The following is a 21,709-nucleotide window of genomic DNA, read 5'->3' as shown; positions in this document are numbered from 1 at the left end:
CCCCCACCCGCCCCACGCCGACGCAGGCGCGCGCCGTGGGCGAAGTGCTGGCGCGGCTGCATCTGGCGGCTGAGGATTTCCCCCGCACCCGCGCCAATGCGATGGACTTTGCCGCGATCGCCGCGATTCTGGAGGCGTGCGGGGCGGAGCGGCTGGCGACGATCGACCCTGCCCTGCCCGCGATGCTCGATCACGCCCGCACCGCCGCCGCGCTCGACCTGTCGGCGCTGCCGCAGTCGCAGACCCATACCGACCTGTTCCCCGACAATGTCCTGATGCTGGGCGACCGAGTGACGGGCCTCATCGATTTCTACTTCGCCTGCACCGGGCCCATGGTGCTCGACCTTGCTGTCACCCATGCCGCGTGGTGCTTCGATGCGGCCAACGCATACCGCCCCGATTGCGGCGCGGCGCTGGTGCAGGGCTATCAGAGCGTCCGCCCGCTCGAACCAGCGGAACGCGCGCGGTTTGCTGACGTCGCCAAGGGCGCGTGCCTGCGTTTCGTCGCCAGCCGCGCCGAAGACTGGCTCGACACCCCGGACGACGCGCTGGTCACCCGCAAGGACCCGATGCAATTCGCGCGCCGCTGGCAGTTCTACGACCAGGCGGGCGACGGCCTGCTTGCGTGATCGCCCTCTGCCGCCATAGGGGACTGGCATGAAACATGTCGAAATCTTCACCGACGGCGCCTGCAAGGGCAATCCCGGCCCGGGCGGCTGGGGCGCTCTGCTGCGGATGGGCCCGCATGAAAAGGAACTGTCCGGCGGAGAGCGGGACACGACCAACAACCGCATGGAGCTGATGGCGGCGATCAAGGGGCTGAATGCGCTGATCGAGCCGTGCAAAGTCGACCTCTATTCCGACAGCAAATATGTGCTCGACGGGATGAGCAAGTGGATCCACGGCTGGCAGCGCAATGGCTGGGTCAATGCCAGCAAGAAACCGGTGCGCAATGCCGATCTGTGGCACGATCTGATCGAAGCCGCCCGCCCGCACAAGGTGACCTGGCACTGGGTCAAGGGCCACAATGGCCACCCTGAAAATGACCGGGTCGACGCGCTGGCGAGCGCCGAGGCAGCGCGGGTCGCTGGGGGATAGCGCCAGCATCCTCCTTCGTCATTGCAAGCGGAGCGAAGCAATCCATGGACGAACTGCGCTGCCGACATAACCGTCAGCTCATGGATTGCTTCGTCGCCTTCAGCGCCTCGCAATGACGAGGAATAATTTTAGCTGTTGTCTTCAACCTCGGCGCCGGGGCCGTTCTTCTTGATCGAATCGATCGCGTTCTGCGCGCTCGCCTTGCTCGAATAGCCCTGGGTCGAGAACATCACTTCCGAGTTGTATTTGAACCGCACCCGGAACTCGCCGGCGTTATCCTTGTAGATTTCAAACGTGTGCGCCATCGGCTTTCCCTCCCTTGTGGTTAATCGAGATTAGGGAAATGCCAGAAGGCCAGCGGCTTGGCTAGACGCTTAACGCCTCGGCCTGCGCTGACCATCGTGCCGGGGCATACATGGCCGGATCAATGGCCGCGGTCATGGCGTCGGCCCCATGTCCCAGCAGCAACTGCGCCCCCAGCCGAGCGGCGGCAGGCGCGGTCTGGATGCCGAAGCCGCCTTGGCCTGCGAACCAGAAGAAACCCTCGGCATTGGCGTCAAAGCCATAGACCGGCAGCCGGTCAGGCGCGAAGCTGCGCAGGCCCGCCCAGCGCCGCTCGACCGCTTCGATCCGCCAGTCGGTGACCTGCTGGAAACGGTCAATGGCGATGGCGACGTCAAGTTCCTCGGGCGCGGCATCGCAGGGTTCGCTCGGGATTTCGTCATGCGGGCTGAGCCACAGGCGTCCGGCGTCCGGCTTGAAATAGAAGCCGCCATTGATGTCGAGCACCAGCGGCAAATCGGCAGGGGCTTGCGGCGCAACGCGCAGGACGGCGACGGTGCGGCGGAAGGGCGCAATGCCGATGGGGCGAACGCCAGCGAGACGCGCGATGCTGTCCGCCCACGCGCCTGCGGCATTGACGATGGTGGCCGCACGCCACGTCTCCCCGCGCTGGGAGGTCATGGTCCAAGCGCCGCCCTCGCGCACAAGGCCCGCGACCTGCGCCCGGCAGGCGATCTCCACGCCAAGCCGACGGCACGCGCCGAGATAATGCTGGTGCAGCCCCGCCACATCGATGTCAGCGCAGGCGGGCTGGTGCAGCGCTTCGGTCCAGTCCGGGCGGATATGCGGCACCTTGTCCGCCAGTTCGGCGGGACTCAGTCGCTCAATGGTGACGCCGGTTCCGGCGAAGGTTGCGACATGATCCTCCATCTTCGCGCGGTCTTCCCCGCGCCCGATATAGAGCGCGCCGCGCGGGGTCAGGAATCCGTGCTCGCCAAGATAGGTACCCGAGGCCAGCGTCAGCGGCACCACGCCCGGGCCGCCGTAGCATTCCTCCCAGAACGCGGCCGAGCGTCCCGTGGCATGATACCCCGGCGCATCCTCCGCTTCGAGCAGCAGCACGGTGGCGTGGGGCGCAAGTTCCGCTGCCAGGCTCGCGCCTGCCATGCCGGCCCCGATGATGGCGATATCGTAGATCATGCAGGTGGCGCCGTCCGGTCGAGGAAGTCGGCGATTCTCGCCATGATGGGATCCCGCACGGCGTCTTCTTCGCGCAGCACTTCGTGATGAGCCTCGGCGCCCAAGGCCATCATCTCGCCCTTGGGCAACCGCTTGGCAGCCTTGAGGTTGGCGGCGTGGCTGACCAGCTTGTCGGACGCGGTGGAGATAATCAGCACGGGCACGTCCACCGCTTCCAGCGCGCCGGGAGCGTCCAGCACCCGCCAGGAGGCATAGGCCCGCTCGACCCAGCGCCAGCTCGCTGGCCCCATGACCAGCTGCGGGCGGTGGTCACGCCACCATTGCTCATCGGCGTAGCGCACCGGATCATGGGTGAGCAGATGCGAGCGGGCGGCGGGAAGCTCGCCCGGCTTTTCGCTCCATTTCCACGCCTGGCGCAGCGGATCGCCGATCCGGCACATGGTCTGCGCCACCCGGTGGAGCATGGGAAGCGGCAACGGCGGGCCGTTCATGCCGGTCATCGGCGCGCTCAGCACCACGGCGTCCGGCTTGACCCGCCCAGCCGCCAGCGCGCGCAGCACGATATGGCCGCCCATCGAATGGGCCGCGAGCACATGCGGCCCCGGCGTTTCGGCGACCCAGCGCTCCCACAAGTGTGCCAGATCATCAACCCAGATGCTGAAATCCTCGATATGGCCCGTGACCGCATCCTTGCCGAGCCGCCCCGATGCCGCCTGCCCGCGCCAGTCTGACGCAGTCACCCGCCACCCGGCGCGGTGCCATTCATCCAGCGTCTCGAGGTATTTTTCGTAGAAATCGGCGCGCCCCGGAAGAAACAGGATCGAGCCGCGCGGCACAGCACCGCCGGGCCAGTCGATCCGGCGCACGGCATGACCGTCTGCGGCTGCCCACGTGCTTTCCTGCGCGTGGGGCGGGATTGCCCGGCGATCGATCATGGCTTCGCTCCCGCAGGGTCAGGTCGCATGCCGTTTGTCGTGGTTACTATTTGGTAAGTCATAACCTGTAGCAGTGTCCCATTGAAGGACGGCCCACGCATCTCGCGAGGGCTCGCGTCGGGGGCACGAAGTCGATGAATTCCATTTCCTACGGTCTGCTGATCGCCTTGGCAATTGCGCTGGTCTTTGCCGCGTTCACGGATATGAGGCGCCGCCAGATCGATAATTGGCTGAATGCCGCCATCGCGCTCGGCGCGCCGGTGTTCTGGTGGGCGAGCGGGTTGTCGCTGTGGCCCGATGTCGCGATCCAGTTGGGCGTGGCGCTCGCCGCCTTTGCCGTCTTTGCGGGGATGTTCGCGCTCCGCATGATGGGCGGCGGCGATGTGAAGCTGCTGACGGTGCTGGCGCTGTGGATCACCCCGTTCAATTTCATGCAGTTGCTGCTGGTGATGGCACTGGCAGGCGGCGCACTGACGATCGTGATGGTCGGCTGGCACACCATCCGCCGCGAACGCGACAAGCTCAAGATTCCCTACGGCGTGGCCATCGCATTTGGCGGGTTGTGGGTGCTGGCGGTCAACTACCTGCCGGGCGGCGCAATCGCCGCTCAGGCGGCGTGAACCCGATTTTAACCAGTCAAGACTTACGTATCGCAACCATACCCGCCCGCTAACCAAACCTAGGGCATTTACGAGGGGGCTATTTGAGCCATGGATAGGAAGAAACTGGTTCTGCTGCTCGGAGCGCTGATCATCGCGATCGGGACGGCGATTGCTGCACGCAGCATGTTCACCGGAGGCGCTGCCCCCAATGCCGAAGCCGCCGTGCCCACCGGGCCGCGCGTGCTTGTTGCCAAGCGGGCGCTGACTGCGGGCACCATCATCACCGCCGACGCTCTGGGCTTCCAGCCCTGGCCCAAGGAACTGGTGCAGGATGCTTACTTCATCGACGGCGAAGCCGACATGAACAAGCTGCTGGGCACTGTGGTGCGCTATCCGATCACCGCCGGTGAGCCGGTCACCCAGGGCTCGCTCGTCGCGCCGGGCGATCGCGGCTTCCTCGCTGCGGCGCTCGGGCCGGGCATGCGCGCTGTCACCGTTCCGGTGTCCGCGACGACCGGGGTGGCAGGCTTCGTCTTTGCCGGCGACCGGGTCGACCTCGTGCTGACCCAGCAGGTTTCGGGCGATTGCACCGAATGTACCCTCAACACCGCGGAAACCGTGCTGCGCAATCTGCGCGTGCTGGCGACCGACCAGACGGTTGAAAAGACCACCGACGAAAACGGCAAGACCGTGGTGAGCGAATTCCGCACCGTCACGCTCGAAGTGACGCCGAAGATCGCGGAAAAGGTCGCGGTCGCCCAGACCATCGGCACGATCAGCCTGGTGCTGCGCTCGCTCGCCGATAGCCCGGCCGAACTTGAGCGCGCTGTCGCCTCTGGCGATGTCCAGCTGCCGGCCAATGCGACGCCCGAACAGGAAGAAAAGATGCTCAAGGCCGCGATGGGTCGTCCGCTCGATAAGGGCACGACCTATGTCACCGGCGGCGATGTCTCGCGCTTCCAGCGTTCGACCGTGCCGCCCAAGAACCAGCCGCAAGGCCAGCAGCAGTCGGCACCCGCCGCTGCTCCGGCTCCGGCCCGTTCGGGTGGCTCGGATGGCAACGCTGCACCGGTCTATCGCGGCCCCAGCGTCCGCGTGACCCGCGGCAAGGAAACCGAAGAAACCGCGGTGAGCGCCAAGGCCAATGGCACCGCGATCCTCTCCAGTCAGTCGAGCGGTGTGCGCCGCGCCGGGCAAAGACTGCCCGCCGCCGGTGCGACCGTGATCAACTGAGAGGCATCAGGACCATGTTGAAGACCATGACCCATCGCTTGCCTGCTTTCCAGGCAACCCGTGGCAAACCCGAAGGGGGGCAACCCATGACACGCAATTTCAAGATCAAGCTGCTGGTGGCTGCGATTGCCGCAGTGCCAATGGCAGCCATGCCGGCGGCCACTGCCACCGCGCAGCAGGTTGTCAGCCCGGCGCAGGAAATCGTCCTGTCGATCGGCAAGGGCGAGCTGGTGACGGTGCCGGGCAACATGGCCGACGTGTTTGTCGCCAATGATGCGGTCGCCGATGTCCAGGTGAAGTCGCAGCGTCAGCTTTACGTCTTCGGCAAGGCGGGCGGTGAAACCACGATCTACGCCAGCAACGAACGCGGCGATGTGATCTTCTCGGCCAACATCCGGGTCGGATCGAACATCGGCAGCATCGACCAGATGCTGGCGATGGCGATGCCCGACGCGAAGGTCAGCGTGTCGACCATGGGTGCCAACACCGTGCTGCTGACCGGCACCGTGGGCGCACCGGAAGATGCGGCCGAGGCCGAACGCCTCGTCACCGCCTTCCTCGGCGAAGACGCCAATGTCATCAGCCGCCTGAAGACCGCGACTCCGCTGCAGGTCAACCTGCACGTGAAGTTCGCTGAAGTCAGCCGCAGCCTTGTCCGCGAAATCGGCGGCAACCTTCAGATGGCCGACGCCACCAGCGGCTTCCGCTTCGGCGTGGGCAACGGCCGGGCGATCGGCGGTGAAGAATTCAACTTTGGTGGCCCGCTCGGCGTCGGCAATGGCGCAGCGCAGACCTCGATCAGGCTGCCGGACGGCACTGAACTCGTCGGCCCGTCGGTCGACACACAGGGCGGCACGTCGCTTGCCGGTCTCGGCAAGCTGTTCGGGCTCAACATGCTCGGCGCGCTCGACCTGACCGAGCGGCTGGGTCTGGTGACCACCATCACCGAACCGAACCTGACCGCGCTTTCCGGCGAAACCGCCACCTTCCTTGCGGGTGGTGAGTTCCCGATCCCGATCGCACAGGGCCTCGGCCAGGTGACGGTGCAGTTCCGCCAGTTCGGCGTGAGCCTCGCCTACACCCCGACCGTGCTGTCGAACGGCCGGATCTCGATGCGCGTGCGTCCGGAAGTGTCGGAACTCTCGACCCAGGGCGCGATCACGCTCAACGGCTTCCAGGTTCCCGCGATCACCACCCGCCGGACCGAAACCACGGTCGAACTGGGCTCGGGCCAGAGCTTCATGATCGCTGGCCTGATGAGCGCCAACTCGCAGAACCAGCTGGAAAAGGCGCCGGGCCTGGGCGACGTGCCGATCCTCGGCAACCTGTTCCGCAGCCGCCAGTTCCGCAAGGGCGAGACCGAGTTGGTGATCATCGTCACCCCCTATCTGGTCAAGCCGGTCAACGCCGCGGACATCAAGCTGCCGACGGATGGCTTCCGTTCCGCCAACGAGATGGAGCAGTTCCTCGGTTACCAGAACAACGCGGGTGTCTCGGGCGAACAGCGCCCCGGCCCGGTTGCCGGTGGCCAGGATGCACCGCAGCCCAAGGTGAGCGCAGCCGATCCGGCCGCAATCGTCCCGACGCAGCCGGAAAAGCCGCGCCGCGCCGACAAGAAGAACCGCCGTGAGGAACGCGAAGCCAGCTCCGCGACCCCGGGCTTCAGCCTCTAACGTGAGAAAGGTGACCACGATGCCGATTGCACGACCCACCAAGCGCCCCCAATATCATGTGGCCAATCTCGCGTTTGCGCTGACGCTGGGCCTCGGCCTTGCCGGCTGCGGCGGGATGCCCACCAACACCACGCTCTACAGCACCAAGGTGCCGGTGGTGGAACGCACCAACATGACGCTCGACGTCACCACCACCACGTCTGGCCTGCCGATCTCGGAACAGCAGCGCCTCAATGGCTGGTTCGAGACGATGGACCTGCGCTACGGGGATCGCATCGCGATCGAGAATCCGAGCCAGAACCCGGCTGTCACCAATGCGATCCGCGATCTGGCGGCGCGCTTTGGTCTGATGCTCAGCGAAACCGCACCGGTCACGGCAGGCTTTGTCCAGCCGGGTCAGGCCCGCGTGGTCATCACCCGCACCACCGCCGCCGTGCCGGGTTGCCCGGATTGGTCGGCGAAGTCGGACATGAACTACTCCAACGGTCTCAGCCCCAACTACGGCTGCGCGATCAACAGCAACCTGGCCGCCATGGTCGCCGATCCACAGGACCTGCTCGAAGGCAAGAAGAGTGACGGCGAAACCGTGATCGCCACCTCGAACAAGGCGATCTCGACCTATCGTGAAATGGAACCGACCGGCAAGGCGGGTCTGAAGGACGCAGGCACGGCCAGCGGCGGAGGAGGTAACTAAGCCATGAATGCTCCCTGGAAATCGGGCTTGCCCGGCAATCGTGATCCCTTCGCGGCCTATATCTGCGATGACAGCGCGCTTGATGTGCTGCGTCCGGTGGTCATCGAACTCGGCTGGCAGCCGGAAAAGTGCAACAAGGGCGGCCTGCGCAATGCGGTGCAATCGCTCTCGGTCAGCGCCAGCCCGGCGATCCTCGTGGTCGACCTGTCGGAAAGCGGTGACCCGCTCAACGACATCAACGCGCTCGCCGAAGTCTGCGAGCCGGGCACGGTGGTGATCGCCATCGGCCAAGTCAACGACGTGCGCCTCTACCGTGACCTGCTCTCCAGCGGCATCCACGATTACTTGCTCAAGCCGTTGTCGGCGCAGCAGGTGCATGATGCGCTCAATCAGGCGCTCGCCGTGTTCATGTCGCCCAAGGCGGGCGATGCCGATGCGGCCAAGCGTCACATCTCGACCGCCGTGGTCGGGACGCGCGGCGGCGTGGGTGCTTCGACGCTGGCGACATCGCTGGCGTGGCTGTTCGCCGAACAGCACAAGGCGGCGACCGCCCTGCTCGACCTCGACGTCCACTTCGGCACTGGTGCGCTGGCGCTGGATCTGGAGCCGGGCCGGGGCCTGACCGACGCGATCGAAAACCCGAGCCGCATCGACCCCCTCTTCATTGAACGCGCGATGGTGCGCGCCGGTGACAACTTGTCGATCCTGTCCGCCGAAGCGCCGATCAATCAGCCGCTGATGACCGATGGTTCAGCCTTTGTGCAACTGGAGGATGAATTCCGCCAGGCGTTCGAAATGACGGTGATCGATCTGCCGCGCAACATGCTCATCAACTTCCCGCAGCTTCTGGCTGACGTGAACCTGGTGGTGCTGACCTGCGAGCTGACGCTGGCATCCGCGCGCGACACGATCCGCATTCTTTCGTGGCTCAAGGCCAATGCGAGCCATGCGCATCCGATGATCGTCGCCAACAAGGTGCAGACCGCTCTCGCCGAGATCAGCAAGGCCGATTTCGAGGCTTCGATCGAACGCAAGGTCGATTTTGTGGTGCCTTACGACATCAAGGCGGCCTCGAACGCAGCCAAGCTGGGTCAGGTTTTCGTCGATGCCAACCGGTCCAGCAAGGCGACCGCCGCGATCCGGCAAATCGCCGAGCGCGTGATGGGCGTGAGCACGGAAGACACCCTTGCGACCGGCGGGGAAAAGAAGTCGCTGCTCGGCAACTTCGATTTCAAGGCAATGCTCGCCAAGAAGCCCAAGGTCGACCTCACCAAGGCCGACTGACCGAAATCTGCGCACACGGCGCGGGGCGCTCAGGTGCCCCGCCGCCGGCGCAGTGACACAGGATTTGCGCCGCCGCAGCCCGGCGGAACCAGGCAGGAAGCTTAGACATGGCCATTATCCAAACCCTGCTCATCACGCTGGTGATCTTCTCCGTGCTGGTCATGGGCTACGCGATGATCGCCGGTTCGGGCGCGGCCAAATCCCAGAAGCGCCGGATGCAGGCGCTGCGCTACCGCCACTCGGAAAGCGTCGATGCGAAGGTTGATGCGCAGTTCAAGCGCGCTGTCGCTGCCCGCAAGCCCAAGGCCTATCGTGTCGCAGGCTCGGGCTCGCGCACCGAAGCGTTGGCCATGCGCCTGAACCGCACCGGCAAGGACTGGACCGTATCGCAATATATCTATGGTTCGCTCGGCCTCGCGCTCGGGATCGCGGTGGTGATGTTCGTGCTCAGCCGCGCGCCGATGCTGTCGCTTGGGATCGGCCTGCTGATTGGCGCGGGCCTTCCGCACATGGTGGTCGGTCACCTCATCAACAAGCGCACCAACGCCTTCATCACCAAATTCCCGGACGGGATCGAACTTCTGGTCCGCGGCCTGCGCTCCGGCCTGCCGGTGGCCGAGACGCTCGGCATCGTCTCGACCGAGGTGCCTGGCCCGGTTGGCTATGAATTCAAGACCGTGATCGACCGCATGAAGGTCGGCAAGACCATGGAGGACGCCCTCCAGGATACCGCCGACAAGCTGGGCATTGCGGAATTCAACTTTTTCACCATCACGCTTGCGATCCAGCGCGAGACGGGGGGCAACCTGGCCGAAACCCTGTCGAACCTCGCCAACGTGCTGCGCCAGCGCGCGCAGATGAAGCTCAAGATCCGTGCGATGAGCTCGGAATCCAAGGCTTCGGCCTATATCGTCGGCTCGCTGCCGTTCCTCGTGTTCGGCGCGATTTTCATGATCAACCCGGGCTACATGGGCACCTTCTTCACCGATGATCGACTGATCGCGACCGGCCTGGGTGCCGGGGTGTGGATGGGCGTCGGCGTGATGATGATGGCCAAAATGGTCAATTTCGAAATCTGATGGCGGGGCGGAAAACATCATGATCAACCAACCCACTGGTCCGACCCTGCTTGGCTTCGACGTCATCCTCGTCGGTACGCTGCTCGCTGGCCTTGCCGCCTTTGCCGTGATGCTGGCGATCTATGCCGCGCTCACGATCCGTGACCCGATGGCCAAGCGGGTTAAGGCGCTTGAGGCGCGGCGCGAACAGCTGAAGGCAGGGATTGTCACCTCGTCCTCGAAGAAGCGCACCAGCCTCGTGCGCCGCACCGACACGACCGACAAGATGAAGGACAGCCTCGGCCGTCTCAACGTGTTGCAGGAAAGCCAGATCCAGGCGATCCAGCAGAAGATGGCGCACGCCGGTTATCGCAACAAGGAATGGGCGGTGCTGATCATCGTCGCGCGCGCCATTCTGCCGATCATCATTGGCCTGGTGATGGGCTTGCTGATCTATTGGGTCGACTTCTGGCCCGAGTGGGGCCCGATGAAGCGCCTCGCTGTGTTTGGCGGCAGCGTGTTCATGGCTTACAAGGGCCCCGAAATCTTCCTCAAGAACAAGGCCGACAAGCGCACCAAGGAAATCCAGAAGGGCCTGCCTGATGCGCTCGACTTGCTGGTGATCTGCGCCGAGGCCGGTCTGACCGTCGACGCCGCCTTCAACCGCGTCGCCAAGGAACTGGGCCGCGCCTATCCCGAATTGGGGGACGAATTTGCCCTGACCGCGATCGAGTTGAGCTTCCTCAACGAGCGCAAGATGGCGTTCAACAACTTCGCCTACCGCGTCAATCTGGATGCGGTGAAGGGCGTGGTGACCACCATGATCCAGACCGAACGCTACGGCACCCCGCTCGCGTCCGCGCTGCGCGTGCTATCGGCCGAATTCCGCAACGAGCGCATGATGCGCGCCGAGGAAAAGGCCGCGCGACTGCCTGCGATCATGACCGTACCGCTGATCGTGTTCATTCTGCCGACGCTGTTCGTGGTTATTCTCGGACCGGCAGCCTGTTCGATCTCGGACAACCTGATCAAATAGCAACGAGACAAACGAGCCAACCCCGAAGGGCCGGAGTGGGATTATCCCTGCTCCGGCCCTTCACCCGTATGGCGCGCAAGTCGCATGGCGCGCGCGCGCAGGCCCGCAAGCAGGCGGCGCAGCGCCTCCTCCTCGCCCGGCGCCAGATCGGCCAGCAGCTCACGCTCGGTCGCGCGGGCGAGTGGCATCACTTCGGCATGGATCGCCCGCCCCTCACCCGTCAGCGCCAAGAGGTGCGAGCGGCCATCCTCGGGATTGGGCACGCGCGCGATCAGCCCGCGCTCTTCCAGCACCTTGACCGCGCGGTTGACCGCAACCTTGTCCATCACGGTCGCGGCGGTCAGGGCGCGCTGGGTCATCTGGCCCGCATCGCCTAGCACCGCCATCACCCGCCATTCGGGGATCTTCAGCCCGAAGCGCTTGCGATACCGCTCGGCAATCAGGCTGCTGACCGCGTTTGACGCGACCGAAAGCTGGTACGGCAGGAATCCGGCCAGATTGCCGGCCCCCTCGCCGGCCTCATCATTCATAGGGGCGCGCATCCCACCACGGGTAGAAATCAGGCATGTCGGCGCTGACCTTGCCGGGATAGCTGGGTGCGCGCTTTTCAAGGAAGCTGGCGATCCCCTCCTTGGCGTCACCGCCGCGGCTGAGGCGATAGATCGCGCGGCTATCGATCTTGTGCGCTTCCATCGGGTGATCGGCGCTGGACAGCCGCCACATCATCGCCCGCGTCATGGCCACCGAAATCGAAGAGGTGTTGTCGGCAATCTCGCGGGCGAGCGCTTGGGCGGCAGGCAGCAGATCGGCGGGTGCGTGGATGGATCGCACGAGACCGCCCGACTTGGCTTCCTCGGCATCAAAGATGCGGCCAGTGTAGCACCACTCCAGCGCCTGCGCGATGCCGACAAGCCGCGGCAGGAACCAGCTCGACGCGGCTTCGGGGACGATCCCGCGCCGCGCGAACACGAAACCGTAACGCGCCGTGCTGCTGGCAAGGCGGATGTCCATCGCGAGCTGCATCGTCGCCCCCACGCCCACCGCAACGCCGTTGCAGGCGGAGATCAGCGGCTTCTTGGATTCAAACAGCCTGAGCGTCAGCAATCCCCCACCATCGCGCACGCGGGCATCGGACAGGTCGTCGACCTGCGTCGGATCGGAAAACACCTGCCCCCCGCCTTCAGGCGTGAGGTCAGCGCCAGCACAGAACGCCCGTTCGCCGCTGCCAGTGAAGATCACCGCCCGCACCGCATCATCCGCGTCGATATCATCCATCGCGGCGATAATCTCCTCACCCATCGTGCGGGTGTAGGCGTTCATCTTCTCCGGGCGGTTGAGGGTAATGGTGGCGATGCCATCGGCCTTGCTGACGATGATCTGGGTGTACTCGGTCATGCGAAATCCCTCTCCTGATATGCTGCCTGTGATGCCACGCTGCGGACAAAAGAAAACCCCCGCAAAAGCGAGGGCTTTCCTTTCACAGTGCACCCGCGCGCAGGCGGGGGGCCTCGTCAGGCTTGGCACAACGACACCCGAGGTCCCCGCCTGCGCGGGGACTCACACCGGATCAGCGCGGCGCCATGCGGATCGCGCCGTCGAGGCGCACGTCTTCGCCGTTGAAATAGCCGGTTTCGATCATGGTCATGGCGAGCTTGGCATATTCCACCGGCATGCCGAGGCGCTTGGGGAACGGCACCGATGCGGCCAGCGCATCGCGCACGTTCTGCGGCGCGGCGGCGAGCAGCGGGGTGTCGAAGATGCCCGGCAGGATGGTGTTGACGCGGATACCTTCGTTCATGAGGTCACGCGCGATGGGCAGAGTCATGCCGATTACGCCAGCCTTCGACGCCGAGTACGCGGCCTGGCCGATCTGGCCGTCCTCGCCCGCCACGGAGGCGGTGTTGACGATCGCGCCGCGCTCACCGAATTCGTCGAGCGGATCGAGCGTCATCATGCCGGCGGCCGACTTGGCGATGCAGCGGAAGGTGCCGATCAGGTTCACCTGAATGACAAAATCGAACGCGCTGATGGGGAAGTGCTTGATCGAGCCATCTTCCTTGGAGCGGCTGGCGGTCTTGATCGCGTTGCCGATCCCGGCGCAGTTGACGAGGATACGCTCCTGACCATGGGCGGCGCGGGCCTTGGCGAAACCGGCATCCACGTCTTCATCGCTGGTCACATTGACCTTGCAGAACACGCCGCCGATTTCGGCAGCGAGGGCTTCGCCCTTTTCCTCGTTCATGTCGAAGATCGCGACCTTCGCGCCCTTGGCGGCCAGCGCACGGGCGGTGGCGGCACCGAGGCCCGAGGCGCCGCCGGTGACGACGGCGGGGGTGTTGGCTGAAACTTCCATTCTCACATTCCTCTTGTTGCGCGCCCCCGCGCAAGCGGGGGCGTCAGTCGGATTGGCACGAGGTCCCCGCCGTCGCGGGGACTCACAAAAAAGTCAAAGCGCCTCGATGATCGTGACGTTGGCGACGCCGCCGCCTTCGCACATCGTCTGGAGGCCGTACTTCTTGCCCTGCGCGCGCAGGGCGTGAACCAGCGTCGCCATCAGCTTGGTGCCGCTCGCACCCAGCGGGTGGCCCAGCGCAATCGCGCCGCCGTTGACGTTGAGCTTGGCCGGATCGGCGCCGGTGTGCTTCAGCCAGGCGAGCGGGACGCTGGCGAAGGCCTCGTTGACTTCGAACAGGTCGATGTCGTCAATGGTCAGGCCGGCGCGCTGGAGCGCCTTGTCGGTCGCGAACAGCGGTTCTTCGAGCATGATCACCGGATCGCCCGCCGTCACGGTCAGGTTGTGGATGCGGGCCAGCGGGGTGAGGCCATGCGCCTTCAGCGCCGCTTCGGACACCACCAGCACTGCCGAGGAACCGTCGCAAATCTGGCTCGCCGATGCTGCCGTCAGCGCACCATCGGGGCTGATCAGCTTCACGCCCGCGATGCCTTCCAGCGTCGCGTCGAAGCGGATGCCTTCGTCGATGGCGTGGAACTGGGTGCCTTCAGCGGTCTCGACCTCGATGACGACGATCTCACGCTCGAACGCGCCAGCCTTTGTCGCGGCGATGGCCTTCTGGTGGCTGCTGAAGGCAAACCGGTCGAGATCGTCCTTGGTGAAGCCATGCTTCTTGACGATCATCTCGGCGCCGACGAACTGGCTGAAGTTGATGCCGGGGAACTTTTCCTCAAGGCCCGCGGCCTTGCTGTAGAGGCCTTCCTTCATGTGCAGCGTGACGTTGGAGCCCATCGGCACGCGGGTCATGCTTTCGACGCCGCTCGCGATCACCACGTCCTGCGTTCCGCTCATCACCGCCTGCGCGGCAAACTGGATCGCCTGCTGTGAGGAACCGCACTGGCGGTCAATTGTCACCGCCGGGGTCGATTGCGGGAGCAGCTTCGAGGCGAGCACACCCATGCGGCCGACCTGCATCGCCTGTTCGCCCGCCTGAGACACGCACCCGGTGACGACGTCATCGATGGCGGCCGGATCAATCCCGCTGCGCTCAACGATCGCGTCCAATGATTTTGCCAGCAGGTCAACCGGGTGCACCCCGGCCAAACGCCCGCCGCGGCGTCCACCGGCGGTGCGGACGGCTTCGACAATATAGGCTGTGGTCATGTCTCTCTCCTTTGGCAGGCCCCCGCGAAGGGGCCGGGCGCGCGGCGCTTAATCAGTTTCGCTTCGCCACTCGCTTACCACAATGCGCCTATTGAAGGCCCCCGCGCAAATCAAGCGGGCAAAAGTGACAGAATGCCGGTCTCCCTCGCGTGATCGCTTAACTTCCAACTGTTGCAGATGCGTAACACGCGGCGGGCAAGCGGGCGGGTCCGGGCGAATTGCGTTTGCACTGCGCAAAGGCATGGAGCATTCGGCAGGTCGGAGAGGGCCCCGGCTCCATTTTGTCGTGCGCCCTTGACGTTTGAAGTGTCAATTGACTTGGTCAAACCTAGAGGAGGAAGACCACCATGAAGAAGCACGCGCTTCTCAAGGCTGGTGCGGCAACTGCCGTCATCGCCCTGACAGTCGCCGCTCCTGCCTATGCGCAGGATGCCGACGTTACCACGAACAGCACCGCAGAGGCTGAAGAGCCGGGCCAAGGCATTGTCGTCACCGGCACCCGTCTGCGTTCGCCGAACCTGGAATCGGCCAGCCCCGTCACCGTCGTGACCGCCGAGGAATTCGCCCTCACCGGTACGACCCGCGTGGAAGACCTCATCAACTCGCTGCCGCAGGTGTTCGCTGCTCAGGGCGGTAACATCGCCAACGGCGCAAGCGGTATCGCCACCCTCGACCTTCGCGGTCTCGGGCCGGAGCGTACGCTGGTTCTGATCAACGGCCGCCGCATGGCGCCGGGCACGCCCAGCACTTCGGCTGCCGACATCAACTTCATCCCCGCCGCTCTGATTGAGCGCGTCGATGTGCTGACCGGCGGTGCTTCGTCGGTGTACGGTGCTGACGCTGTCGCGGGCGTTGTGAACTTCGTGCTCGACACCGACTTTGAAGGCTTCAAGGTCAACCTCAACTACGGCGTTTACAACCACAACAACCGTTCCTCGAACGACATTCGCGGCGCGAATGATGCGCGTGGCTTCGGCTACCCGACTGGCATGGTCACCGATGGCGGCACCTTCGATGGTACCGTTGCCTTCGGCAGCAGCTTCGACGATGGCCGCGGCCGCGTCACCGCCTATGCCGGCTACCGCAAGATCGATCCGGTGCTTCAGGCTCGTCGCGATTACTCGGCTTGCTCGCTCTCGGCGAATACTGCCGCTGCCACGACGACCCTTGGTCGCGCGTACAACTGCGGCGGCTCGGCCACCTCGGCCACCGGCACCGTGTTCTTCAACACCGGCACCGGCGCTGATTTCACTTCGAGCACCGCGCAGTTCGGCCCGAACCGCACCCTGCTCCCCGGCTTCACGCCGTACAACTTCGGTCCGCTGAACTACTTCCAGCGTCCCGACGAACGCTACACCGCCGGTGTGTTCGCCGATTACGAAATCTCGAGCGCGATCAAGCCGTACATGGAGTTCATGTTCATGGACGACCGTACGGTCGCCCAGATCGCTCCGTCGGGTAACTTCGGTAACACCCTGTCGATCAACTGCGACAACCCGCTGCTCTCGGCTGGTCAGCGCACCAGCTTCTGCAACGCTGGCAACCTGCTCGTCAGCCCGCTGCCGGGTGATGCCTTCACCGTGACCGGTAACGTCGCAGCCGAAAACGCTGCCCGTGTCGCTCGCGGCCTGGGTGAACCCCTGCTGCCGACCACGCCGTTCAACTTCATCGATCCGCTGACCGGCACCACCTACAACCGTGCCTTCGCGCAGATCCTGCGTCGCAACGTCGAAGGTGGCGGTCGTCAGGACGACCTGCAGCACGTCAGCTATCGCGCCGTCATCGGTGTGAAGGGTGAACTGTCGCCGGCTTGGTCGTATGATGCGTTCTACCAGTATGGCCGTAACAACTACGCCCAGACCTACCTGAACGATTTCTCGGTCACGCGTCTCGGCCGTGCCCTCGATGTCGTGACCGGCCCCGGCGGTACCCCCGTCTGCCGTTCGACGCTCGACGGTTCGGATCCGAACTGCGTGCCGTGGGACATCTTCTCGCCGGGCACTGTTGCTCCGTCGCAGGCATCGGTCCAGTACCTCGCCACTCCGGGCTTCTCGCGCGGCGTCGTGAGCCAGCAGGTCGCCAACGCGTTCCTGTCGGGTTCGCTGGGTGAATACGGCCTCAAGACTCCCTGGTCCGACCAGGGCGTGGATGTCGTGTTCGGTGCGGAATACCGCAAGGAAAGCCTCCAGTTCAGCTCGGACTCGGCGTTCAGCACCGGCGACCTTGCCGGTCAGGGCGCGGCGACCCTTCCGGTCAGCGGCAGCTTCGACGTGAAGGAATTCTTCACCGAAGTCCGTATCCCGATCGCGCAGGACAGCTGGGTGTATGACTTCACCATCACCGGCGGTTACCGTTATTCGGATTACAGCACCGGCGTGAACACCGACACCTACAAGATCGAAGGTGAGTTCGCTCCGACCCGCGACATCCGCATCCGCGGTGGTTACAACCGTGCGGTCCGTGCGCCGACGGTGCAGGATCTGTTCGCTCCGAACCTCGTCGCGCTTGACGGCTCGTCGGATCCCTGTGCTGGCTTCGTCATCACGGCCGCAAACACCGGCTGTCTGGCCCAGGGCCTGAGCGTTGGCCAGTTCGTCGCTCCGAACCCGGCTGACCAGTACAACGGCTTCGTTGGTGGTAACCTCAGCCTCAACCCTGAAGTCGCCGATACCTACACCGGCGGCGTGGTGCTGACCCCGACCTTCCTGCCTGGCTTCACCGCCAGCGTCGATTACTTCAACATCGACATTTCGCAGGCGATCGGCGGCATCGGTTCGGACACCATCCTGGCGGCTTGTACGTCGACAGCTGATCCGTTCTTCTGCGGCCTCATCAACCGCGATCCCTCGGGCTCGCTGTGGCGCTCGGCGGCTGGTTTCACGACCAACGTCACGCAGAACATCGGTGGCTTCTCGACTTCGGGTATCGACGCCCAGGTCAACTACAGCACCGAAATCGGCGATCTCGGCACCCTGACCTTCAACTTCCTCGGCACCTACCTCGATGAGCTGGTGACCGACACGGGGGTCAGCATTCCGGGTCTCGACCAGACCTTCGATTGCGTGGGTCTGTACGGTAACGTTTGCGGTCAGCCGAACCCCGAGTGGCGCCACCAGGCCCGTCTCGGCTTCAACTTCCGCAACGGCTTCGGTGCCTCGGTCCGTTGGCGTTACTTCGATGGCGTCTCGCTTGACGCTGTCGATCCGAACACCAACCTCAACAACCCGAGCGGCACTGGTCCGGCTCCGGGTGGTGTGGCCCGTCCGGGTGCTGCCGGCTTCGACGCCGTCAACTACTTCGACCTGACCTTCACCTTCGCTGCAGGGGACAACTTCAACTTCGTCCTCGGTGCGAACAACGTGCTCGACAAGGCACCGCCGACGACCGGCTCGCAGGCTTGCCCGGCGGGTTCGTGCAACGGCAACGTCTATGCGCAGCAGTATGATGCGCTGGGTCGTTACCTGTTCGCGGGCGTGACGCTTGATTTCTAAGCGTCCGAACCGTTAGACACGAGATGGCGGGCCGAAAGGCCCGCCATTTTCGTTTCAGGGAACCAGTCACTTTGCAGCACGCCGAAGCCCTCGCCCGGATTGCGCAATTCCCGCAGGCCGACCCTGCTGCCGCGCTGGGTGCAGGCCTTGCCCTCATCAACGCGGATTTTCCCGAACTGCTCCTGCCCCACGCGCGCAAGCTCGCCGCGCGCCACCCGGACAATGCGCAGGCCCAGCAATTGCTCGGCCTCACCGCCCGCGCCTGCGGGGAGAGTCTCGCCGCCTACGAAGCGTTCCGTGCCGCAGCCACCCTCGCCCCCCGGGACGGTTTGATCGCCCATTCGCACGCGCGCACCGCGCTCGAAGCCGGGCTGCCCGCCGCCGACCTGTTCGCCGCCGCCGCCCCGCTCGCGCCAAAGGACGGGGGAATCCTGCTAGGCCATGCCGCCGCCCTGCTGGCCGAGGGACGGGCAGAGGACGGCATCGCGCTCCTGTCCGGCGTCCTGTCCGCCAACCCCCTGTGGCTCGACGGGCATCGCAGCCTTGCCGGTTTGCGCGGGCAGATGGGCGAAGACCCGCTCGCCAGCCTCGGTGCGGCGCTGGCCCGCCATCCGCGCGCGCCCGAACTGCACCACCTCGCCATCTCACTCGCCCTGCAAGCCCGCGATCTCCCGCGCGCGGCCGCAGCTGCCTCACAAGCGCAGGCGGTGCTGGGACCGCAACGCTGGCTCAGCCTGATGACCGGCCATATCGCGTCGGAAAGCGGCCAGCCCGACGCGGCTGATCCGCATTTTGCCGCCGCCGGTCTGCCGGCGGACCCGAACGAGGCGTGGATGCACGCCCGCCACCTGATCCGCCGCAACCAGCCCGGCCCTGCGGCCGCGCTGCTTGAACCCCGCGTCAGCCAACCCGGGGCCCTGGCGCTGTGGCCCTATCTGTCGCTGGCGTGGCGCATGACCGGCGACGCCCGCGCGCAGTGGCTTGAGAGCGATCCGCGACTGGTCGGGGTCTATGACATCGGCTTCACGCCCGAAGAACTCGCCGCCCTGGCCGCGCATCTGCGCGGGTTGCATCATGCCAAGGCGGCCCCGCTCGACCAGTCGGTGCGCGGCGGAACGCAGACCGACGGCAACCTCCTGCTGCGCATCGAGCCGCCGATCCGCGATCTCAAGGCGCGGCTGCTCGCCATCGTCGCGCAGCATATCGCCCAACTGCCCTCACCCGAAGCCGGGCACCCTACCCTTCCCGCAACCCGCGCTCCGGTGCGGATCGCCGGATCGTGGTCGGTCAGGCTGGAGAACGCCGGGTTCCACACCGATCACGTCCATCCGCAGGGCTGGTTCAGTTCGGCGCTGTACCTCGCGCTGCCCGAAACGATGGGCGCTGGCGGGCAAGAGGGGACGAATGATCACGCCGGCTGGCTCTCGCTCGGCGAGGCGCGTGACCTTGTGCCCGGCCTCGCGCCGCTCCAAGTGATTGAACCCAAACCGGGGCGTCTGGTGCTGTTCCCATCCACCATGTGGCATGGTACGCGCCCCTTCCCGCAAGGCGAGCGACTGACCGTCGCCTTCGATATTGCCCGTCCCCGACAGGCCAATGCTCTACAGGATTGACGCGACATGTATCAGGCCACCCCCACCGCGGCGCTCCCCCCGGCTCTGACCGAGGCGATCCGCCTGCGCCAAGCGGGTGATGCCGCTGGCGCACTGGCATTGGCAGAGGGCCATGCTGCGGCGACCGAGGCGGGTGCGCCCTTCCTCGCGATTGCGGGCCTCGCCGCGCTCGAACTGGGTGATGCGCCGCGCGCGGTAACGCATCTCGATACGCTCGCGCGGCTGCGGCCCGATGACATCGAAATTCGCGGCGATCTGGCACGCGCGCTGCTCGCGGCGGGCCGCGAGGACGAGGCGCTGGTGCTGGCGCAGGGGTCAGACCTGCCCGCCCTCGCCCGGATCGAGGCCTGGGTGCGCCAGCAGCGCGGTGAGATGGCGCTGGCCGTGCAGGCCTATGGCCGCGTGCTTCAGGGTGAGCCGGCGGATGCGGCCAGCTGGAACAATCTCGGCAATATCCACGCCGCTGCCGGCCATTTCGATCAGGCGATCAATGCCTTCGAACACGCGATCACCTATCAGCCGGACGAGGTGGGAATGTACCTCAACCTCGCCGATGTGCTGCGGCAGGCGGACCTCGGCGAACCGCGCCTCAAGGTGGCGCGCGATGCGGTTGCAGTCGCGCCGGACAGTCGTGCCGCACAGACCGAGCTCGGCATGGCGCTGGCGCATAACGAACTGCTCGACGAAGCAATCACCGTGCTGGAAGCGGCGGTGCAGCGATGGCCCGACTTTGGCGAGGCGCAGCTGGAACTCGGCCGGCTTTACGAAGCGACCAACCGCACCGAGGCGCTGGCAGCCTTCCTCGCCAGCCTCGACCCGGCGGCCTGCCCGCCAGAGGTTGCTTTCCTGCACGCCTGGCTCGCCCAGCGCGAGGGACGGTTCGAGGATGCGGCACGGCACGCAGAGGCGATCCCCGCCACGATCCACCCGATGCGGCGCGCGGCACTGATCGGCAACATCGCCGAGCGGCTCGGCGATGTCCCCCGCGCCTTTGCCGCGTTCGAGACCATGAACGCGGCCGCCATCGCCGAAGCGCCGCCCCGTCACGGGCCGACATACCGCGAGAGTGTCGAGGCTGATCTGGTCCGATGGACGCCGGAATGGGCCGCGCGCTGGGCTCCACCGCTTGCGGGTGATCCGGCGCGGCGCGATCCGGTGTTTCTTGTTGGCTTCCCCCGTTCGGGCACGACGCTGCTCGACACGATGCTGATGGGCCTGCCCGACCTGCACGTGCTGGAAGAACGCCCGATGATGGCGGAAATCCTGCGGATGTTGGGAGACTTCGACCTCGCCGCGCTCAACCCCCAGCAATGCGGACAGCTCCGTGAGGCCTACTTCGCCAGTGCTGTGGGCCACGGATGGGACGGCCAGCGCTGGCTAGTCGACAAGCACCCGCTCAACATGGCCCGCGCGGTGCAAATCCACCGGATGTTCCCGAACGCCCGCTTCATCCTCGCCGAGCGTCACCCGGCTGACGTGGTGCTGAGCTGCTTCATGGCCAATTTCACGCTCAATTTCGCAATGCGCAGCTTCACCGATCTTGAGGAAGCCGCACGCACCTATGACGCGGTGTTCCGCGCCTGGCACCGGGCGAACGATCTGTTCCCAATTGCCGCCCATGCCGTACGATACGAGCGGCTGGTCGAGGACTCGCGCGGCGAATTGCAGCCGCTGGTGTCCTGGCTCGGGCTCGACTGGAACGACCGTCTGCTCGCTCATGAGGAAACCGCGAAAGAACGTGGCCGGGTGAAGACCGCCAGCTACGCCCAGATCGGCGAGAAGCTTTACACCCGCGCGAGTGGGCGGTGGCGGCGCTATGCCGATCAACTCGAGCCGGTGATGCCGATCCTTGCGCCTTGGGCGGAGAGAATGGGCTACGAGGTCTGACGGTTTG

General features: G+C 65.4%; 19 protein-coding genes. 12 read left to right on the top strand and 7 right to left on the bottom strand.

Features of this window, described 5'->3' with window-relative positions; all coding sequences use genetic code 11:
- Both GVM20_RS01315 and rnhA read left to right on the top strand, forming a co-directional pair.
- Window positions 1–629: phosphotransferase (locus GVM20_RS01315; protein ID WP_166545493.1), on the top strand; the 629-nt coding region annotated here is incomplete at its 5' end.
- A gap of 28 nt (window positions 630–657) precedes the next feature.
- Window positions 658–1,098 carry a ribonuclease HI gene (gene rnhA / locus GVM20_RS01310; RefSeq protein WP_166545492.1) on the top strand — a complete coding sequence of 147 codons (441 nt, stop codon included), beginning with the start codon at window positions 658–660 and terminating at the stop codon, window positions 1,096–1,098.
- Between the two features lie 128 nt (window positions 1,099–1,226).
- Here the strand turns inward: rnhA and GVM20_RS01305 are convergent, their stop codons facing one another.
- The 3 genes from GVM20_RS01305 to GVM20_RS01295 all read right to left on the bottom strand — a co-directional run bounded on the left by GVM20_RS01305 (window position 1,227) and on the right by GVM20_RS01295 (window position 3,515).
- On the bottom strand, window positions 1,227–1,403 hold the full coding sequence (locus GVM20_RS01305; protein ID WP_101791703.1) for a YegP family protein: 177 nt from the start codon (window positions 1,401–1,403) through the stop codon (window positions 1,227–1,229).
- A gap of 61 nt (window positions 1,404–1,464) precedes the next feature.
- Window positions 1,465–2,580: an NAD(P)/FAD-dependent oxidoreductase gene (locus tag GVM20_RS01300; RefSeq protein ID WP_166545491.1), complete on the bottom strand. Its 1,116-nt coding sequence runs from the start codon at window positions 2,578–2,580 to the stop codon at window positions 1,465–1,467.
- Window positions 2,577–3,515, bottom strand: coding sequence for an alpha/beta hydrolase (locus GVM20_RS01295; protein ID WP_166545490.1), 939 nt, complete (start codon window positions 3,513–3,515; stop codon window positions 2,577–2,579). Before GVM20_RS01295 ends, GVM20_RS01300 begins: the two co-directional genes overlap by 4 nt.
- Window positions 3,516–3,649: 134 nt before the next feature.
- On the opposite strand from GVM20_RS01295, the gene GVM20_RS01290 reads away from it, so the two are divergent.
- From GVM20_RS01290 to GVM20_RS01260, 7 genes are all read left to right on the top strand, one after another.
- Window positions 3,650–4,135: an A24 family peptidase gene (locus GVM20_RS01290; RefSeq protein WP_166545489.1), complete on the top strand. Its 486-nt coding sequence runs from the start codon at window positions 3,650–3,652 to the stop codon at window positions 4,133–4,135.
- A 90-nt stretch (window positions 4,136–4,225) separates the two neighbouring features.
- Window positions 4,226–5,350, top strand: coding sequence for a Flp pilus assembly protein CpaB (gene cpaB / locus GVM20_RS01285; protein WP_166545488.1), 1,125 nt, complete (start codon window positions 4,226–4,228; stop codon window positions 5,348–5,350).
- 86 nt (window positions 5,351–5,436) lie between these two features.
- Window positions 5,437–7,023 (top strand): type II and III secretion system protein family protein, encoded by a 1,587-nt coding sequence (locus GVM20_RS01280; protein ID WP_166545487.1) that lies wholly within the window; start codon window positions 5,437–5,439, stop codon window positions 7,021–7,023.
- Window positions 7,024–7,042: 19 nt separating this feature from the next.
- On the top strand, window positions 7,043–7,717 hold the full coding sequence (locus tag GVM20_RS01275; protein ID WP_166545486.1) for a CpaD family pilus assembly protein: 675 nt from the start codon (window positions 7,043–7,045) through the stop codon (window positions 7,715–7,717).
- A gap of 3 nt (window positions 7,718–7,720) precedes the next feature.
- The gene (locus GVM20_RS01270) at window positions 7,721–9,001 is read left to right on the top strand and encodes a pilus assembly protein CpaE (RefSeq protein ID WP_166545485.1); all 1,281 of its coding nucleotides are present in this window, start codon (window positions 7,721–7,723) and stop codon (window positions 8,999–9,001) included.
- Window positions 9,002–9,108: 107 nt separating this feature from the next.
- On the top strand, window positions 9,109–10,080 hold the full coding sequence (locus GVM20_RS01265; protein ID WP_166545484.1) for a type II secretion system F family protein: 972 nt from the start codon (window positions 9,109–9,111) through the stop codon (window positions 10,078–10,080).
- 19 nt (window positions 10,081–10,099) lie between these two features.
- Entirely contained in the window at window positions 10,100–11,095 is a 996-nt protein-coding gene (locus GVM20_RS01260) for a type II secretion system F family protein (protein WP_166545483.1), read from the top strand.
- Between the two features lie 41 nt (window positions 11,096–11,136).
- Here the strand turns inward: GVM20_RS01260 and GVM20_RS01255 are convergent, their stop codons facing one another.
- The 4 genes from GVM20_RS01255 to GVM20_RS01240 all read right to left on the bottom strand — a co-directional run bounded on the left by GVM20_RS01255 (window position 11,137) and on the right by GVM20_RS01240 (window position 14,711).
- Window positions 11,137–11,625: a MarR family winged helix-turn-helix transcriptional regulator gene (locus GVM20_RS01255; RefSeq protein ID WP_166545482.1), complete on the bottom strand. Its 489-nt coding sequence runs from the start codon at window positions 11,623–11,625 to the stop codon at window positions 11,137–11,139.
- Window positions 11,618–12,490, bottom strand: a complete 873-nt coding sequence (locus GVM20_RS01250; RefSeq protein ID WP_166545481.1) for a crotonase/enoyl-CoA hydratase family protein — start codon at window positions 12,488–12,490, stop codon at window positions 11,618–11,620. Before GVM20_RS01250 ends, GVM20_RS01255 begins: the two co-directional genes overlap by 8 nt.
- A gap of 172 nt (window positions 12,491–12,662) precedes the next feature.
- On the bottom strand, window positions 12,663–13,448 hold the full coding sequence (locus GVM20_RS01245) for an SDR family NAD(P)-dependent oxidoreductase (RefSeq protein WP_166545480.1): 786 nt from the start codon (window positions 13,446–13,448) through the stop codon (window positions 12,663–12,665).
- A gap of 93 nt (window positions 13,449–13,541) precedes the next feature.
- Complete coding sequence (locus GVM20_RS01240) at window positions 13,542–14,711, bottom strand: acetyl-CoA C-acetyltransferase (RefSeq protein ID WP_166545479.1); 1,170 nt, start codon at window positions 14,709–14,711, stop codon at window positions 13,542–13,544.
- A gap of 347 nt (window positions 14,712–15,058) precedes the next feature.
- On the opposite strand from GVM20_RS01240, the gene GVM20_RS01235 reads away from it, so the two are divergent.
- From GVM20_RS01235 to GVM20_RS01225, 3 genes are all read left to right on the top strand, one after another.
- Window positions 15,059–18,202 carry a TonB-dependent receptor domain-containing protein gene (locus GVM20_RS01235; RefSeq protein WP_166545478.1) on the top strand — a complete coding sequence of 1,048 codons (3,144 nt, stop codon included), beginning with the start codon at window positions 15,059–15,061 and terminating at the stop codon, window positions 18,200–18,202.
- Between the two features lie 71 nt (window positions 18,203–18,273).
- Window positions 18,274–19,815: a putative 2OG-Fe(II) oxygenase gene (locus tag GVM20_RS01230; protein WP_166545477.1), complete on the top strand. Its 1,542-nt coding sequence runs from the start codon at window positions 18,274–18,276 to the stop codon at window positions 19,813–19,815.
- 6 nt (window positions 19,816–19,821) lie between these two features.
- Window positions 19,822–21,702, top strand: a complete 1,881-nt coding sequence (locus GVM20_RS01225) for a tetratricopeptide repeat-containing sulfotransferase family protein (protein WP_166545476.1) — start codon at window positions 19,822–19,824, stop codon at window positions 21,700–21,702.
- Window positions 21,703–21,709: the final 7 nt, after the last annotated feature.

Origin of the sequence: Porphyrobacter sp. SLTP, assembly GCF_009905735.1 — a bacterium.
Classification (GTDB): domain Bacteria; phylum Pseudomonadota; class Alphaproteobacteria; order Sphingomonadales; family Sphingomonadaceae; genus Erythrobacter.
The sequence above is the reverse complement of the archived record's forward strand: the minus strand, read 5'-3'. Positions and strand labels throughout refer to the sequence as shown.